The 16487-nt window shown below is 62.7% G+C and carries 15 protein-coding genes; 10 read left to right on the top strand and 5 right to left on the bottom strand.

The genetic code is table 11. From position 1 onward, the window contains the following. Window positions 1–130 precede the first annotated feature (130 nt). Window positions 131–982, top strand: a complete 852-nt coding sequence (locus AC1D1P_RS03105) for a SirB1 family protein (protein WP_457279301.1) — start codon at window positions 131–133, stop codon at window positions 980–982. 96 nt (window positions 983–1078) lie between these two features. Here AC1D1P_RS03105 and AC1D1P_RS03100 read toward each other — a convergent pair whose 3' ends face one another. After that, window positions 1079–2002 (bottom strand): LysR family transcriptional regulator, encoded by a 924-nt coding sequence (locus tag AC1D1P_RS03100; RefSeq protein WP_477672057.1) that lies wholly within the window; start codon window positions 2000–2002, stop codon window positions 1079–1081. Between the two features lie 145 nt (window positions 2003–2147). Between AC1D1P_RS03100 and metE the strand changes: the two genes are divergently transcribed. Further along, entirely contained in the window at window positions 2148–4496 is a 2349-nt protein-coding gene (metE, locus tag AC1D1P_RS03095) for a 5-methyltetrahydropteroyltriglutamate--homocysteine S-methyltransferase (RefSeq protein ID WP_477672056.1), read from the top strand. 33 nt (window positions 4497–4529) lie between these two features. Here metE and AC1D1P_RS03090 read toward each other — a convergent pair whose 3' ends face one another. Beyond that, the gene (locus tag AC1D1P_RS03090) at window positions 4530–5507 is read right to left on the bottom strand and encodes a ParA family protein (RefSeq protein WP_477672055.1); all 978 of its coding nucleotides are present in this window, start codon (window positions 5505–5507) and stop codon (window positions 4530–4532) included. A 169-nt stretch (window positions 5508–5676) separates the two neighbouring features. Then, window positions 5677–6717, bottom strand: a complete 1041-nt coding sequence (purM, locus tag AC1D1P_RS03085; protein WP_477671388.1) for a phosphoribosylformylglycinamidine cyclo-ligase — start codon at window positions 6715–6717, stop codon at window positions 5677–5679. A gap of 179 nt (window positions 6718–6896) precedes the next feature. Here purM and AC1D1P_RS03080 point away from each other — a divergent pair, with 179 nt between their 5' ends. Genes AC1D1P_RS03080 through folK form a run of 5 tightly spaced genes read left to right on the top strand, consistent with a single transcriptional unit; the run spans window position 6897 to window position 11547 of the window. Next, window positions 6897–7973, top strand: a complete 1077-nt coding sequence (locus tag AC1D1P_RS03080; RefSeq protein WP_477671389.1) for an AI-2E family transporter — start codon at window positions 6897–6899, stop codon at window positions 7971–7973. A 34-nt stretch (window positions 7974–8007) separates the two neighbouring features. Beyond that, the gene (gene hda / locus AC1D1P_RS03075; protein WP_477671616.1) at window positions 8008–8694 is read left to right on the top strand and encodes a DnaA regulatory inactivator Hda; all 687 of its coding nucleotides are present in this window, start codon (window positions 8008–8010) and stop codon (window positions 8692–8694) included. Between the two features lie 26 nt (window positions 8695–8720). Then, window positions 8721–9398: an HAD family hydrolase gene (locus AC1D1P_RS03070; RefSeq protein ID WP_477671390.1), complete on the top strand. Its 678-nt coding sequence runs from the start codon at window positions 8721–8723 to the stop codon at window positions 9396–9398. A 6-nt stretch (window positions 9399–9404) separates the two neighbouring features. After that, complete coding sequence (gene pcnB, locus AC1D1P_RS03065; RefSeq protein WP_477672054.1) at window positions 9405–11045, top strand: polynucleotide adenylyltransferase PcnB; 1641 nt, start codon at window positions 9405–9407, stop codon at window positions 11043–11045. Window positions 11046–11052: 7 nt separating this feature from the next. After that, the gene (gene folK / locus AC1D1P_RS03060; protein WP_477671392.1) at window positions 11053–11547 is read left to right on the top strand and encodes a 2-amino-4-hydroxy-6-hydroxymethyldihydropteridine diphosphokinase; all 495 of its coding nucleotides are present in this window, start codon (window positions 11053–11055) and stop codon (window positions 11545–11547) included. A gap of 65 nt (window positions 11548–11612) precedes the next feature. On the opposite strand, the gene AC1D1P_RS03055 is transcribed toward folK, so the two are convergent. Both AC1D1P_RS03055 and pdxH read right to left on the bottom strand, forming a co-directional pair. Further along, window positions 11613–12173, bottom strand: a complete 561-nt coding sequence (locus AC1D1P_RS03055) for a hypothetical protein (protein WP_477671393.1) — start codon at window positions 12171–12173, stop codon at window positions 11613–11615. Window positions 12174–12210: 37 nt separating this feature from the next. Further along, window positions 12211–12861, bottom strand: coding sequence for a pyridoxamine 5'-phosphate oxidase (gene pdxH / locus AC1D1P_RS03050; protein WP_477671394.1), 651 nt, complete (start codon window positions 12859–12861; stop codon window positions 12211–12213). 103 nt (window positions 12862–12964) lie between these two features. Between pdxH and AC1D1P_RS03045 the strand changes: the two genes are divergently transcribed. The 3 genes from AC1D1P_RS03045 (at window position 12965) to AC1D1P_RS03035 (ending at window position 16471) form a co-directional block, all read left to right on the top strand. After that, window positions 12965–13537, top strand: coding sequence for a TetR/AcrR family transcriptional regulator (locus AC1D1P_RS03045; protein WP_477672053.1), 573 nt, complete (start codon window positions 12965–12967; stop codon window positions 13535–13537). A gap of 157 nt (window positions 13538–13694) precedes the next feature. Continuing rightward, the gene (locus tag AC1D1P_RS03040; RefSeq protein ID WP_477672052.1) at window positions 13695–14153 is read left to right on the top strand and encodes a (2Fe-2S)-binding protein; all 459 of its coding nucleotides are present in this window, start codon (window positions 13695–13697) and stop codon (window positions 14151–14153) included. A 23-nt stretch (window positions 14154–14176) separates the two neighbouring features. Continuing rightward, window positions 14177–16471 carry a xanthine dehydrogenase family protein molybdopterin-binding subunit gene (locus tag AC1D1P_RS03035; RefSeq protein ID WP_477672051.1) on the top strand — a complete coding sequence of 765 codons (2295 nt, stop codon included), beginning with the start codon at window positions 14177–14179 and terminating at the stop codon, window positions 16469–16471. Window positions 16472–16487: the final 16 nt, after the last annotated feature.

Raw genomic sequence — 16487 nt, 5'->3', positions numbered from 1 at the left:
ATTTTATAGCGCTATGGGCGTCGGGCCTGAAGGTGCGAAAACTCCTGAAACACTGAGCTGTCGCCTTTTTCAGACTCTTCAAGGGCATTCCTTGATTCCCTTTTTGCGCCGGTTTATGAGACAGTAGGGTATGCAATTAAATCTGACCGTACCGTCTCCATTGCAGTATTTCTCCAGCCTTGTGGAAAGCGACGAGCATTTCCCCCTGCTGGAGGCCGCCGTCAGCCTGGCGCAGGACGAATACCCCGACCTTGATGTACAGCAGGTGCTGGGCGACGTAGACCAGCTGCTGGCCCGCCTCAAGCGCCGCCTGCCTGCCGATGCTCCCGCGCTGCAGCGCCTGCGGGCACTGAACCAGTTCTTTTTTCACGACCTGAACTTTGGCGGCAACGTTAATGATTACTACGACCCCGACAACAGCTACCTGAATGCCGTGCTGCGCACACGCCGCGGCATTCCCATCACGCTGGCGGTGCTGTGGCTTGAACTGGCCCTGGGCCTGGGCCTCAACGCGCGCGGCGTGGCCTTTCCCGGGCATTTCATGGTGAAGGTCAACCTGCCCAAAGGCCAGGTTGTGATTGATCCGTTCAGCGGCCAGTCGCTCAGTCGCGAAGAGTTGTCCGAGCGGCTGGAGCCTTTCCGGCAACGCAGCAGCGCCGACGAAGAGTTCGAGGTGCCGATGGGGCTGTACCTGCAGTCGGCGCCGCCGCGCGAAATCATCAGCCGCATGTTGCGCAATCTCAAGGAAATCCACAAGACACAGGAAGACTGGCAGCGCCTCATCCCCGTGCAGGACCGCCTGATTGTTCTGCAGCCGGAAGCATGGACCGAATACCGCGACCGCGGCCTGGCCTGGGCCGCGCATGGCGAGCCCGAGCGGGCCATTGCCGACCTGGAAATCTATCTTGCCAACGCCGAAGATGCGCTCGACATTGACACTATGGCCGAGCGGCTGACCCAGCTGCGCCAAAGCCGCCACTGAGTTTCCCTGCTGTGTCCCCGGTTTGCCTGCTCCGGTTGTTGCTATTGATTTAATAGCTGCTTGCGCCCGTCTACAGGGCGCTGCAGGCACTTTCTCTCAAAGAAGTTCGATCTCGCTGAGCGWGAGAAAGCAGCTTTCCCGTGTGATCGCCACAAAGTCTTCCAGCCAGGGCCGGCCTGACATGGCTTGCGTGCAAGCAACATAGAGGCGCCCAGTCAGGCCCTTTTTGCCGATCGGCCTTGCGCTCACGTAACCTCTGTCCAGGTAACTTTGCACGGCCCATTTGGGCAGGGCGGCGATACCGCGGCCACTGGCCACCAGCTGCAGCATGGCAATCGTCAGCTCGGTCGTACGGCGCGCAGGCTTGACGCCGGCCGGCTCCAGCACCTGGCGCACCACGTCGAGCATTTCGTCAGGTACCGGGTAGGTGATCAGGGTCTCGTTGGCGAAGTCCCTGGCCGTGAGATGTGTTTTGGCCGTCAGCGCATGCTCATTCGCCAGCAACGCCATGATTTCAAAGCGGAACAGCGGGTGGAAATCCACGGTTTCGCTGGCGTCTTCTTCGGAGACGATGGCGATGTCGGCGCGGTCCTGCAGCACGAGTGCAATCGGGTCGGGGTGAAAGCCCGAAACGATGTCCAGTTCCACCTCGGGCCAGCGCGTGCGAAACGAATCCATGGCCGGCATCAGCCAGTCAAAACAGGTGTGGCATTCCACAGCGATGCGCAACTGGCCTGAACGCCCGGTGGCCAGCCGCACCACATCGCGCTCGGCTTCCTCGACTTGCGGCAGCACCGCGTCGGCCAGCGCCAGCAGCCTGAGGCCCGTGGTGCTGAACTGAGGGGGTACGGACTTGCGCTCGAACAGCGGCGTGGCGTAGCGCTCTTCGAGCAGCTTGACCTGATGCGAGAGCGCCGACTGGGTGAGGTTGAGCAATTGCGCCGCGCGCACCAGGCTGCCGCTGTCGCGCAGGGCGATCAGCGTGCGCAGGTGGCGCAGTTCAAGGATGGACGGGCTCATCAGTTATTCCCTGCAGATCGATCAGCAGATTAATCGGTGAATCAATTATTTTCATATTGAAAGGCAATATCTTTCGTTTGAATAATAGTTGAATCTGGCCGACCATGCGTTCTTCTGTGATTGATTTGCATTGGGAGATAACTGGATGGTCCACACACATACCCTGGGTTTTCCGCGCATGGGCGCGAACCGGGAACTGAAATTCGCGCTCGAAAAACACTGGCGCGGCGAGATTGACCTGGCTGCACTGGAAGCCACCGGAGCCGGCCTGCGCGAGCGGCACTGGGCCGTGCAGAAAGAAGCCGGGCTGGACTTTGCCACGGTAGGCGACTTCGCTTTTTACGACCACGTGGCCAATCACATCCAGATGCTGGGTTGCGAGCCGGCGCGCTTTGGCTTCACCGGCCGGGAGCCTTCGCTCAGCCGCTACTTCGCCATGGCGCGCGGCGTGAATGCACACAGCGACCCTGCACACAGTGCCGACTGTGCGTGCGCGGATGGCAAGGCGGGCGGCGGCAGCTTCGCGCTGGAAATGACCAAATGGTTTGACACCAATTACCACTACCTGGTGCCTGAGTTCAATGCGGCCACGCAATTCAGCCTTGCTTCGGAGCGCCTGTTCGATGAAGTGACGCAGGCCCAGGGCGCTGGCCACCGGGTCAAGGCGGTGCTGCTCGGGCCACTGAGTTTTCTGTGGCTTGGCAAGGAAAAGACAGGCGGCGATGAGCCCGGCTTTGACCGCTTCAGCCTGCTCGACAAACTATTGCCGGTGTATGCGAAGATTCTCCGGCGGCTGAAGGCGCAAGGTGTGGAGTGGGTGCAGATGGACGAGCCCATCCTGGGCCTGGATTTGCCCGAGCGGTGGCGCTACGCCTTTGAGCGCAGCTATTCGCAGCTGGCCCGCAACGCACCCCAGCTGCTGCTGGCCACCTACTTTTCGCCGCTGGCCGACAACCTGAGGCTGGCCTGCCAGTTGCCGGTGGCGGGCTTGCATGTCGATGCGGTGCGTGCACCCGAGGAACTGGTGGGGGTGGCCGACTGGCTGCCTGCGCACAAGGTGCTGTCGGTGGGTATTGTGGACGGCCGCAACATCTGGCGCACAGACCCCGACATGGCGCTGGCGAAGCTGCGCGCGGTGACAGCCAGGCACCAGGGCGAACTCTGGATCGCACCCTCCTGCTCGCTGCTGCACGTGCCTTTCAGCCTTGCAGCCGAGAGCGCGCTGGATGCGGAATTGCGCTCTTGGTTAGCATTCGCGGTGGAAAAACTGGGCGAACTGCGCATGTTGCGCGCGGCGTTCACGGGAGAAGAGTCTCCGGTTGCCAGGGAGCTCGCTTCAGCCCGCGCGGCTGTTGCGGCGCGCCGGCGCAGCCCCCGTGTGCACCGGGCCGACGTGGCATTGCGTCTTGCACGCAGCGTTGCAGGCGACGATAGCCGCAGCTCACCTTTTCCGGTGCGCCAGGCAATGCAGCGCGCCCGCCTTGCGCTGCCGCCGCTGCCCACCACCACCATCGGTTCCTTCCCGCAGACGCCGGAGATCCGCGCTGCGCGCGCAGCGTTCAAACGCGGCGAACTCGGCGCGGCGGGCTACCGTGAAAAGATGGAAGCCGAGATTGCGCTGGCGGTACGCAAGCAGGAGGCACTGGGCCTTGACGTCCTGGTGCATGGAGAAGCCGAGCGCAACGACATGGTCGAGTACTTCGGCGAGCAGCTTGACGGCTTTGCCTTCACGGCCAACGGCTGGGTGCAGTCCTACGGCTCGCGCTGCGTCAAGCCGCCGGTGATCTTCGGCGATGTGGCGAGACCTGTACCCATGACGGTCGAATGGACGGCCCATGCGCAGAGCCTGACGAAGCTGCCGATGAAAGGCATGCTGACCGGCCCCGTCACCATCCTGCAATGGTCCTTTGTGCGCGACGACCAGCCGCGCAGCCTGACCTGCGAGCAGATCGCCTGGGCCATGCGCGACGAGGTGGTGGACCTTGAGAGGGCCGGCATCGGCATCGTCCAGATTGACGAGCCGGCCATTCGTGAAGGATTGCCGCTGCGCCGTGCGAGCTGGGCCGCGTACCTGCGCGCCGCCACGCGGGCTTTTCGCATCAGTGCCTCGGGTGTGCGCGACGAGACGCAAATCCACACCCACATGTGCTACGCCGAATTCAACGACATCCTGCCGGAAATCGCCGCAATGGACGCCGACGTGATCACCATCGAGACCAGCCGTTCCGACATGGAACTGCTGCGCGGCTTTGGCGCCTTCAGGTATCCCAATGAAATCGGGCYGGGCGTGTATGACATCCATTCACCGCGCGTTCCGACCGTGGACGCCATGGTGCGCTTGCTGCGAAAGGCCGCCAGCGTGATCCCGGCGGAAAACCTCTGGATCAATCCCGACTGCGGGCTGAAAACGCGGGGCTGGCCGGAAACCGAAGCGGCGCTCGGCAACATGGTGCGGGCCGCGCAAGAAGTGCGCAAGGAGCTGGCGGCCTCCTGACGCGGTGCGCCGGACGCCGGGAGGAAGGGCGAGTCAGGTGCCGCGCTTGAGGAAATGCGGAATCTGCATGCCGTCAGGAGAGTCCACATTGCGCGACATGGCCGGCGCCGTGCTGACCTGCACAGGCCGGCCGACCGCGCGTGCGGTGCTTWGTGCGGACATGCGCGCGCCATGCACCAGGGATTCCTGTGCGGGCATGAGGCTGTTGGGAAGCGAGCTGCCCAGRCGCGTGGACGCGGCTTTGGCTGCGGGCGGTGGGTTGAGCAGCCGGGCACCCAGCGTTGCGGCGGTCGAAGGCAGGGGCGCGATCATCCGGACCGGGGCTTTGGCCGGCACTGTCGCGTGCCCCCTTTCGGGCGCGTCGTTGGCGGCTTGCGGCGGATACAACGTGGGACGCAGCCACTCCAGGATCGGTTGCCACTGCTGCAGGTCTTGCGTTGCGGCGCTGGCCGGCAGGTCAAATATCGTCATGCCGCGCTCCAGGCTGCGTACATACAGCYGGGTTTCGCGCAGGGCGCCCAGGAAAGGCATGCCAAGGCTCTCAGACCACGCCTGCAGCGTTTTTGCGGCGCTGGTGCGCCCGTCGATGCGCATGCCCACCGTGGCGAGCCGGCAGCGGCCGCTGGCCACGCGCGGCAACGCCATCAGCTCGGCGTGGCACTGCGCGGCCGATTCGCGGTCAAACATTGAATTGCATACCGGCATGACGATGACATCGGCAAACATCACCACGCGCGCCAGCTCAAAGCCGTGCATGCCGCCCGGCGTGTCAAGCACCACGTGCGTGATGCCGGTGGGCACACGCAGCATGTTTTTCTGATCGACGGCCCAGGGCGCGATGGCGGGCAGCGCGGGGTCCCGGCGCTTGAGCCAGCTTCGCGCCGACTGCTGGCGGTCTACGTCGCCCAGCATGACCGAGCTGCCATTGCGAGCGCACCAGGCGGCGATGTGCGCGGCCAGCGTGCTCTTGCCACTGCCTCCCTTGCGGTTGACGACTGCGATAACCGGCATGACTGCTCCAAAGACGGATCGATGGAACAGTTTGATACATAAATAACAAAAAGTCCAGTGACCCCAAGCGCCACGGGCGCACGCAGCTAGTGTTTTTGTAGCAAAACGGCCCGGCCGAGGGAGCGGACAGCCCCAGGTCGCGGGGCGCGAGAGGGCGGTTGCGGCAGGCTTAGCCGACCGTGACGGCGGCGCCGTCGCCCTTGGGTGCGATCACACCGATTTCATACACCTGCTCGCCGGCGTCACGCAGGGTTTTGGCTGTGGCTTGCGCATTGGCGGCGTCCACCACGACGACCATGCCGATGCCGTTGTTGAAGGTGCGGTTCATCTCGAAGTCGTCGATACCGGCGGTTTTTTGCAGCCAGGCGAACAGCTCGGTTTGCGGCCAGCTGCCCTTTTTGAGGTGGGCGGCCGTACCTTCGGGCAGCACGCGCGGAATGTTTTCCAGCAAGCCGCCGCCGGTGATGTGGGCCAGCGCCTTGATCGGGTGGGCAGCCAGCGCGGCCAGCACGTTCTTGACGTACAGGCGGGTAGGCTCCATCAGGGCCTGCTTGAAAGGCTTGCCGTCAAGCTTCGCCGGAGCCGCAGCGCCGGCGCGTTCAATGCACTTGCGCACCAGGCTGAAACCGTTGGAATGCACGCCGCTGCTGGCCAGGCCCAGCACCACATCGCCGGGCTTCACGTCCTTGCCGGTCAAAATTTTGGACTTTTCGACCGCACCCACGGCAAAGCCGGCCAGGTCGTATTCGCCCGCGGGGTACATGCCGGGCATCTCGGCGGTCTCGCCGCCGATCAGCGCGCAGCCGCTTAATTCACAGCCTTTGGCAATGCCGCCGACCACAGCCGCAGCCGTGTCCACATCCAGCTTGCCGCAGGCGAAGTAGTCCAGRAAGAACAGCGGCTCGGCGCCTTGYACCAGCACGTCRTTGACACTCATGGCCACCAGGTCKATGCCCACGGTGTCGTGCATCTGCCATTCAAAGGCCAGCTTGAGCTTGGTGCCCACGCCGTCGGTGCCACTGACCAGCACGGGCTCCTTGTAGCGCTTGGGCACCTCAAACAGGGCGCCAAAACCGCCAATACCCGCCAAAACGCCTTCCCGCATGGTTTTTTTTGCCAGCGGCTTGATGCGTTCGACCAGCGCGTCACCTGCGTCGATGTCGACGCCTGCGTCTTTGTAGCTCAGGGGGGAAGTGGAGGAGGTGGTCATGTGTCGGCTTTGATGCAGTGGGAGGGCAGGCGGTCAGAAGGCGGATTTGCAGCCCGGAAGCGGCCTGCAAGCCCGATAGAATTCAGCCTGAGATTCTAAAGGCTGCCCATCAGGCACCTTTCGGGCCTTTCCAGGGACTTTTTCCAGGGTTCCTTCCGGCAAGCTCAACCCAAGGCTGTATGCAATTCACCACCACCCAAAAACGCGCCACCGCCTGGTGCGCCATCGCCGCGCTGGTCATCCTGGCGCTGTGGCTGCTGGGGCCGGTGCTGGCGCCCTTTGTCATTGCAGCCGTGCTGGCCTATGCGTTGACGCCGCTCGTGAACCGGCTGGACGACATGGGCAAGGGCCGCCTGCCGCGCGTGGTGGCGGTGGTGCTGGTGGAGTTCCTCTTCATCGTGGCGCTGTTCGGCCTCTTTTTGCTGATCGTGCCCATCATGGCCAAGGAGCTGCCCGTGCTGCGCGAGCAGGTGCCGTTGCTGGCCGACAGGCTCAACACCAGCCTGGCGCCGTGGCTGGCGCAGTTCGGCATCCATGTCGCGCTGGACGTGGGCAGCATCAAGGCCTTTGTACTCAAGTACCTCAATGCCAATTTTGAAGACCTGTTCGGCTCGCTGATGTCGTCACTCAAGCTGGGCGGCAGCGTGGCGCTGGCCATCATCGGCAATGCGGTGCTGATTCCCGTGGCGCTGTTTTACCTCCTGATGGACTGGGACAAATTTGTTGCCCGTGTGCTTGAACTGGTGCCGCCGCACCTGCGTGCGGGTTTTGACAGCTTCACTGACGAAGCCGACTCGGTGCTGGGCCAGTACCTGCGCGGCCAATTGCTGGTCATGCTGATCATGGCGGTGTTTTATGCGGTGGGGCTGGCGCTGTTCGGTCTGGATCTGGCCCTGCCCATCGGCGTTTTCACGGGCCTGGCGATGTTCATTCCTTACCTGGGCTTTGGCCTGGGCCTGATGCTGGCGGTGCTGGCCGGCCTGCTGGAGTTCGCTTCGCTCAAGGCGATCGTCATGGTTGCCGTGGTCTACGGCATTGGGCAACTGGTGGAAAGCCTGTACCTCACGCCGCGCCTGGTGGGCGAGCGCATTGGCCTGCACCCGCTGGCGGTGATCTTTGCCTTGCTGGCTTTCGGCCAGATGTTCGGCTTTGTCGGTGTGCTGGTGGCGCTGCCGGCCAGTGCGGTGCTGCTGGTGGGCATACGCCGCATTAAAGCCAGCTATATGGCCAGCCGGCTTTACAACAAGGCCGGCTAAGGCTGAACAGGGTCAGGATGAACGCATGGCGGGCATGAAACAGATTGCGCTGGACATCGGGCTGGCTTCCGCCCCGTCGTTCGCCAATTTTTTTGGCGGGCCGAACGAAGCCGCGCTCAAACATCTGGAGCTGTGGGCCGGCAACACGCTGCGCTCACCGGTGCCCACCTACCTCTGGGGTGAAGCCGCCAGCGGCAAAACCCATTTGCTCAAGGCCGTGCGCGAAACGCTGCGCGAGCAGGGCGCGGCCAGCGGCTGGATGGACGCCTCCATGCTGGAGCCGCCCGAGTTCAACGAATCCTGGGCGGCCGTCATCCTGGACGACTGCCATCTCTACACCGCGGTGCAGCAGCAGGCCGCCTTCAACTGGTTTGTGAACGCGCTCAGCGCACCGGACGGCCGCCCGCGCTGGGTGCTGGCCGCCGGCCAGATGCCGCCGGCCGACCTGGCGCTGCGCGAAGACCTGCGTACCCGCCTCGGCTGGGGCCATGTGTTTGCCCTGCAGGCCTTGACCGAAACCGAGCGGCGCGCCGTGTTGCGGCGCGAGGCCGATGCGCGTGGCGTGTTTTTGAGCGACGAGGCGATGGACTTCATGCTGACCCGCTTTTCGCGTGACCTGGGCAGCCTGATGCAACTGCTGGACCAACTGGATGCCTATGCCTTGCAAACGAAACGCGCCATCACCATCCCCCTGATCAAGTCGATGCTGGAGAGTGAATAAGTGACTGCCGTGACTGCGACTGCCAAATGACTGTTCCCCGCAAGATTGCTCTTTTTGACCTCGATCACACGCTGATCCCCATCGATTCCGACTACGAATGGGGAGAATTCACCATCGCGCTGGGCTGGTGCGACAGCACCGAGTTCAAGCGCCGCAACAACGAGTTTTTTGAGCACTACCGCGCCGGCACGCTCGACATCCACGAATACGTGCGCTTTGCCACGGAAGCCATCCGCAAGCAGGGCGCTATCAATTCAGGAGCTGGTCACGCACATTTCATGCGGGACGTGGTGCAAAAAGCCATTACAAAACAGGCCTTGGAGCTGGTAGGTAGCCACCGCGCCGCGGGCGATGAATTGGTCATCGTCACCGCCACCAACGAGTTCGTGACGCGCCCCATTGCCGACGCTTTCGGCGTGAAAGAGCTGATCGCCGTCGAGCTGGAGCGCGACGCCCAGGGCTGGCTGACCGGCGAGATTAAGGGCGTGCCCTCGGCCCGCGAGGGCAAGGTCACCCGCGTGGAACAATGGCTGGCGGCCCGGAACCTGGGCTGGAGCGACGTGGAAACCACGTTCTACACCGACTCCATGAACGATATTGCTCTGCTGGAGAAGGCCACCCACCCCGTCGCGACCAACCCGGACGAGCGCCTGCGGGCGCTGGCGACAGAGCGCGGATGGCGCATACTTGACCTGTTTCACTAGTTTTCCATGATCAAAAAATTTATCGACAAGCTGTTTGGCAAATCAGACAGCACGGATCCCGGCGCCAAGCGGGTCAAAAAATCACCTTTCGGCCAGCGCCAGGATGTCACCGTCAAGGAACACGGCATAGATGTCTCCCTGGTGGACGACCGCGCCATGGACGTGGTGCGCACCCTCAAAGACGCCGGTTACGAGGCCTATATCGTGGGCGGCGCGGTGCGCGACCTGCTGGTCGGCCTGCGCCCCAAGGATTTCGACGTTGCTACCGACGCCACGCCCGAGCAGGTCAAGTCGCTGTTTCGCCGTGCCTTCATCATCGGCCGGCGCTTTCGCATTGTGCACGTTATTTATGGCCGCGGGCGTGAGCACGAAGTGATCGAGGTCTCGACCTTCCGCGCGCATCTCGACAGCAGCCTGGCCGAGCAGGTCGGTGGCAACGAGCGCACCAGCAAGAGCGAACTCGCCGGCATGAAGCATGCGGTCGATGCCTCCGGCCGGGTGCTGCGCGACAACGTCTGGGGCCCGATCGAGCAAGACGCCGCCCGCCGCGACTTCACCATCAACGCGATGTACTACGACCCCGAAACACAGGTCGTGGTCGACTATCACAACGGCATCAGGGACGCGAAGAAAAAGATCATCCGCATGATCRGCAACCCGGCCGTGCGTTACCGCGAAGATCCGGTTCGCATCATCCGCGCCGTGCGTTTTGCCGCCAAGCTCAGCGCGCTGGGCTTCAAGTTTGAAGACAAGACCGTTGCCCCGCTACGCGAGATGAAGGGCTTACTGGCCGACGTGCCGCAGTCGCGTCTTTTTGACGAAATGCTCAAGCTGCTGCAGACCGGCCATTCGCTGGCCAGCATCGCGCAGCTCAAGTTCTTGGGCCTGGGCACCGGCATTTATCCGCTGCTTGATGTGGTGGTGGAAAACGCCGACGAGCCCTTCCTGAAGCTGGCCCTGCAAGACACCGACCGACGCGTCGGCGAAGGCAAGCCCGTGGCGCCCAGCTTCTTGCTGTCGTGTGTACTGTGGTTTGATGTACGCGAGGGCTGGGAGCGGCGCAAAAAGCGCGGCGAGCCCCTCATGCCCGCGCTGCAGGATGCGATTGACGATGCCTTCAACGCCAAGATCGGCGATGTCTCGGGCCGCGGCAAGCTGGGCACCGACATGCGCGAGATCTGGACCATGCAGCCCCGCTTTGAAAAACGCACGGGCAGCGCACCGTATTCGCTGCTGGACCAGCCCCGCTTTCGCGCCGGCTTTGATTTCCTGCGCCTGCGCGCGCAGACCGGCGAGATCGAAATGGAGCTCGCCGAGTGGTGGGAGAAATTCAGCACCGCCTACGACGACGAACGCCACGCCATGATTGAAGAGGCGCGTCAGGCGCAGCAGAACAAGCCGCAGGCGCCTCGGGTTCGCGTCAAACGTGTTGATGCCGAGCCTGGTTTGGGCCAGACAAGCCATGCCGAACGCACCGTGCCCGATGCGGCGGATGCGTCTGGCSAGCMGGGCGAYGYCGCACCSGCCAAAAAACGCCGCCGCCGCCGCAAGCCGGCCAATCGCGGTGGTGCAGATGGGGCAGGCAGTGCCGAAGGCGCGGGCGGCGAGGCTTCTTCGCCTTCATCGGATAACGCGTCAAATTCCTGAGGCTCAGGTGGTCAGCGCCTACGTTGCCCTGGGCGCCAACCTCGGCGATGCTGCGGCGGCACTGCGGCAAGCCGTTCAGGCGATAGGCCGGTTGCCGCTCACGCAGGTCCGCCAATCTTCCAGTCTCTATAAAACAGCGCCGCTGGATACCGACGCGGGCGAGGAATCTGCGGCCCCTGGTAACGACTACCTCAACGCCGTCGTCGAACTCGAAACCGGGTTGACCGCTCCCGCCTTGTTGGATCACCTGCAACAGATCGAACAGCAGGCAGGCCGCGAAAGGCCGTACCGCAACGCACCGCGAACGCTGGACCTGGACTTGTTGCTCTACGGCAGCGCACGCATCGAATCAGAACATCTCACGGTGCCGCACCCGCGCATGATGCAGCGGGCTTTTGTGCTGGTGCCACTGGCGGAGATTGCGCCGGGTTTGGTCAGTGCGGAGCAGTTGGCGGCGGTGGCGCATCAGCCCATTGAGCTGCGGGGTACGCAACCGGTGTAGAGCGTAAGTGCCATTTGTATCAATGGCTTAGGTAGACCAAATAATGTCTACGGTAGTTAGAACGGTCACGATGGCAAGTTGTGCCCTCGGCGCGCTAAGCAAGTGGGCGGTCGGCAATTGCTCTCATAGTGCTCCGTCAACTTCCAGTAGTCATTGAAAAGGAACTCCAAGGTTCTGACAGCCTCCCCTAATTCCTCTAGCTTAATTGACATAGGGGGAATCTGTTTGGCTTGCTCCATCTCCCAGTTAAGGGCGATGAATTCGATCTTCGGTTCAATAGCAGATCTACTTGGGTAAACAGCCCAACGCCCATGGACGAAATCGTTACGAAGGGCCTTCACAGTTCTCGCGTGTTCGAACCATCGAGAAAAGTCGCGCATTGCGTCTTCATCCTCGTGGCAGTAAAGTTTCATCACTAGCGGTTCGAGTGCGTCCAGTCGTATGGCAAATGGCATGCGAGCGTTTAGCAGATGTTCTACTTTTTCCCCGCAATATGGTCCCATCCATTTGAGCTGGAGACCGATGTTGAAGTCGAAGCGTCCGAAGGCGTGAACTAGTCTTCCTAACAAGATGTGGAGGCGGTCTTCGGTGGTCGGTGCCGACGGGGCAATTTCGTCACGTTTCATTTTTTCTCCATGGAAGACGATGGATGACTGACGGTCTCTAGGGCGCCAGCCGCTCACGCAACCACCCCGCATCACCCTGCAGCGTATACCGCAGCCGGTCATGCAGCCGGCTTTTCCGTCCTTGCCAGAACTGCCAGTTGTCGGGCTTGAGGCGGTAGCCGCCCCAGTGCGGCGGGCGGGGCGGCTGCAGCAAAAATTTCGCACCGTATTTGGCTGCATTGGTCACCAGCACGCTGCGCCCTGAAATCACCTCACTTTGCGGGCTGGCCCAGGCGCCTATGCGCGAATCCAGCGGGCGGGTGCTGAAGTAAGCGTCGCTTTCTTCAGCAGAGACTTTTTCGACCACGCCTTCAATGCGCACCACGCGCTCGAGCTCTATCCAGTGAAATTGCAACGCCGCATAGGGGTTGCCCGCCAGTTCTTGTCCCTTGCGGCTGTCGTAGTTGGTAAACCAGGTGATGCCGTGCTCGTCATAGCCCTTGATCAGTACGATGCGGGTGGAGGGGCGCAGGTTGCTGGCCACGGTGGCCAGCGTCATGGCGTTGGGTTCGGGCACTTCGGCGGCGATGGCTTCTTTCAGCCACTGGTCGAATTGCTGGAGTGGGTCTGCGGCTGATGCGTCTTCGTTGAGTTCGGCGCGTTCATAGCTTTTGCGCAGGTCGGCAATGGAGAGGGTGGGCTGGCTCATGGCTCTGATTGTGCCCGCAGAGGCCATGTCCTTGCCTGCGGTAGACCTCGGTAGAGGGCGGGCTTGATACCGAATTAATATTCGTTTATATTCACACCCTTCCATGAAGCCCAAAGACGATGAAAAGCAGCGCGCTATTGCCGAGGCCACCTTCAACCTGGTGGCCCAGACCGGTCTGAGCGGCCTGACCATGGCCGACATTGCCCGCACGRCCGGCATCGCCACCAGCACGCTGTACGTCTATTACCCGTCCAAGGACGAGCTGATCAGCCAGCTCTATGAAGAAGCCAAAACCGCGACCATGCTGCGCCTGATGGATGGTGTCGTACCCGGGACCCCCCTGCGCAGCCGTGTGCGCCGCCTCTGGGGCAACCTGCTGCGGCACCGGCTGGAGCGTTATGCCGAGGTCGTGTTCCAGGAGCAGTACTACAACTCTCCCTGGTTCACGCAGGGAAACCGCGAGTTGTCGACCCGGCTGGCGGCGAGCTTCTTTGCATTGATCGAGGAGGGCCAGAAGCAGGAGATTTTCAAGCCTGTGCCCTTGCCGTTGTTAACGGCTACCCTGGTGGGCTCGGTGCGGGAAACCGCCAACCTGATACGCACCCAGGTGCTGCCCGATGACGAGGCGGTGCATCAGGCGGCTTTTACGCTGTGCTGGGACGCCATCAAGGCCTGAATCTTTGAAACGCCTCTGAAAGGCAATACCCCTCATTTCTGCATGCCCAAGTTTTTACGGATAAAACCCTGATTTAAGCGAATATAAATTCGACAAGTAGCGCTCCCYTTTTCTCCCTTTTGATTTCCCCCTAACAAAAACCGCAAGGAGTTCCACGATGCCCACCCTCAACATCAACGGCAAGGACGTATCCGTCAACGCCGACCAATCCACCCCCATCCTCTGGGCCTTGCGTGACACGCTGGGCATGACAGGCACGAAGTTCGGCTGCGGCGCGGCGCTGTGCGGCGCGTGTACCGTGCATCTCAACGGCGCGGCCATACGCTCGTGCATCACGCCGATTTCTGCCGCTGCCGGCCAGAAGATCACCACCATCGAAGCCGTGGCCACCGACCGCGTCGGCAAAGCCGTGCAGGACGCCTGGGTCAAACATGACGTGGCGCAGTGCGGCTATTGCCAAAGCGGCCAGGTGATGAGCGCCACCGCCTTGCTCAAGTCCAACGCCAAACCGAGCGATGCCGACATCGACGGCGCCATGGCCGGCAATATCTGCCGCTGCGGCACCTATGTGCGCRTTCGCGCTGCCATCAAAGACGCCGCCCAGGCACTGGCTTAACTGGTTTAAAGAAGGAGAACACCATGTATTCCAACGCCWCAGACACCTTCGACATCGCCGCTCAACTGCCAAARGGCCTTCAAGCCCTGATGCATAAAGCGCAAGCAGCTACCAAAACCATAGCAGATGCTGAACTGCCTCGCCGCAGTTTCCTCAAGGTTGCAACCGCCGGTGGCTTTGCACTCGGCGCTTTTCCGATGCTGACGCAAGCGCAAACCATGGCCACAGCGGGTGCACCGGCTGCGTCCAGCCTCAAGCCGACCCARCAGCCCTCGGCCTTTGTGCGCATTGACAAGGACGGCACGGTGACAGTCACGATCAACCGGCTCGATTTCGGGCAGGGCGTGCAAACCGGCCTGCCCATGATCCTCGCCGAAGAACTCGACGCGGACTGGAGCCTTGTGAAGAGCCAGCATGGCAACGCTGACCCGGCTTATGTGGATCCGGCTTTCGGCATGCACCTCACGGGCGGCTCGGGCTCGATCAAAAACTCCTACACGCAGTACCGCGAGCTCGGCGCGCGCACCCGCGCCATGCTGGTCTCGGCCGCCGCGCAGCAATGGGGCGTTGATGCAAGCAGCCTGCGCACCCAGCAAGGCGTGGTGATTGGCCCCGGCGGCAAGCGCCTGACGTACGGCGAGCTGGCCGAAGCGGCCATGAAGCTGCCGGTGCCGGAGGCCGTCACGCTCAAGGACCCGAAACAGTTCCGCATCATCGGCAAGCCCACGGGCCGGCTCGACGCGCGGGCCAAATCCACCGGCGGGCAAAGCTACGGCATCGACGTGCGCCTGCCCGGCATGCTGACGGCAGTGGTGGCGCACCCGCCGGTGTTTGCCGGCAAGCTCAAGTCACTGGATGACACCGCGGCCAAAGCCGTTCCCGGCGTGAAGGCCGTGCTGCGCGTGCCGCTGGACCGCGGCGGCGAGGGTGTGGCCGTGGTGGCCGAGGGCTACTGGGCCGCCAAGCAGGGCCGTGATGCGCTCAAGGTCGAGTGGGACACCAGTGGCGTCGAGAAGGTCGACAGCGTGCAGCAACTGGCCAGCTATCGCGCGCTGGCGCAGAAAACCGGTGCGCTCAAATACAAGGACGACATCAGCAAGCTGGCGTCGGCGCCCAAAAAGATCAGCGCCGAGTTTGTCTTCCCCTATCTGGCCCATGCGCCCATGGAGCCGCTCAATTGCACGGTGCAGCTGAGCGGGCAGGGCGCTCAGGCCAAAGCCGAACTCTGGCTGGGCACGCAGATGCCGGGCCTGGACACGATGGCCGCTTCCAAGGCTCTGGGCGTGGCGCCGCAAAACATCAAGATGAACGTGCAGATGGCGGGTGGCGGTTTTGGCCGGCGCGCGATTGCCACCAGTGATTACGTGGTGGAGGCTTGCAATGTGGCGAAGGCGGCGCGCGGCGCAGGATTGACGGCTGCAGTGCGTACGCTGTGGAGCCGCGAGGACGACATCAAGGGTGGCTACTACCGTCCCATGCATGTGCATCGCGCCGAGATCGGTTTTAACGACAAGGGCGATATCCTGGGTTGGGACCACGTCATCGTCGGCCAGTCCATCGTCGGCGGGACGCCGTTTGAAGCCTTTATGGTCAAGGACGGCGTGGATGGCACCATGGTTGAGGGCATGAAAGAGCCTTATGACATCCCGATGCGGTTGTCCGTACATCACCCCAAGCTCAATGTGCCGGTGCTCTGGTGGCGCAGCGTGGGCTCTACCCACACGGCGTACGTCATGGAAACATTGATTGACGAAGTCGCGCGCAGCAGCGGGCAAGACCCTGTGGCCTGGCGCATGAAGCAGTTTGGCGGCAAGCACCCGCGCCATGCGGCCGCGCTGCAGCTGGCGGTCGACAAATCCGGTTATGGCAAACGCACTTTGCCCGCCGGGCGCGCCTGGGGCGTGGCGGTGCATGAGTCGTTCAACACCGTGGTGGCTTATGTGGTTGAGGCATCCGTCAAGGACAACGTACCGGTGCTGCACGGCATTACCGCAGGCGTGCATTGCAACCTCGCCATCAACCCGACCAGCGTTGAAGCGCAGGTGCAGGGTGCCGCGCTGATGGGTTTGTCGATGTGCCTGCCGGGTGCAGCCATCACGCTCAAGGACGGTGTGGTCGAGCAAAGCAACTTCGGTGACTTCCCGGTGCCGCGCATCACCGACATGCCGACGGTTGCCGTCTTCATCGTGCCCAGCGCCGATGCGCCCACGGGCCTGGGCGAGCCCGGCTTGCCGCCACTGGCACCGGCATTCGCCAATGCCATTGCGAAGCTCACCGGTAAACCGGCGCCGCGCGAGCTGCCTTTCAAGCTGGCGTGATGGCAGGCGGCAAGCC

It is taken from the genome of Polaromonas sp. P1_E1_2 (assembly GCF_056406035.1).
Note: the sequence above shows the minus strand (reverse complement) of the source record. Positions and strands in the feature narration are given on the sequence as shown.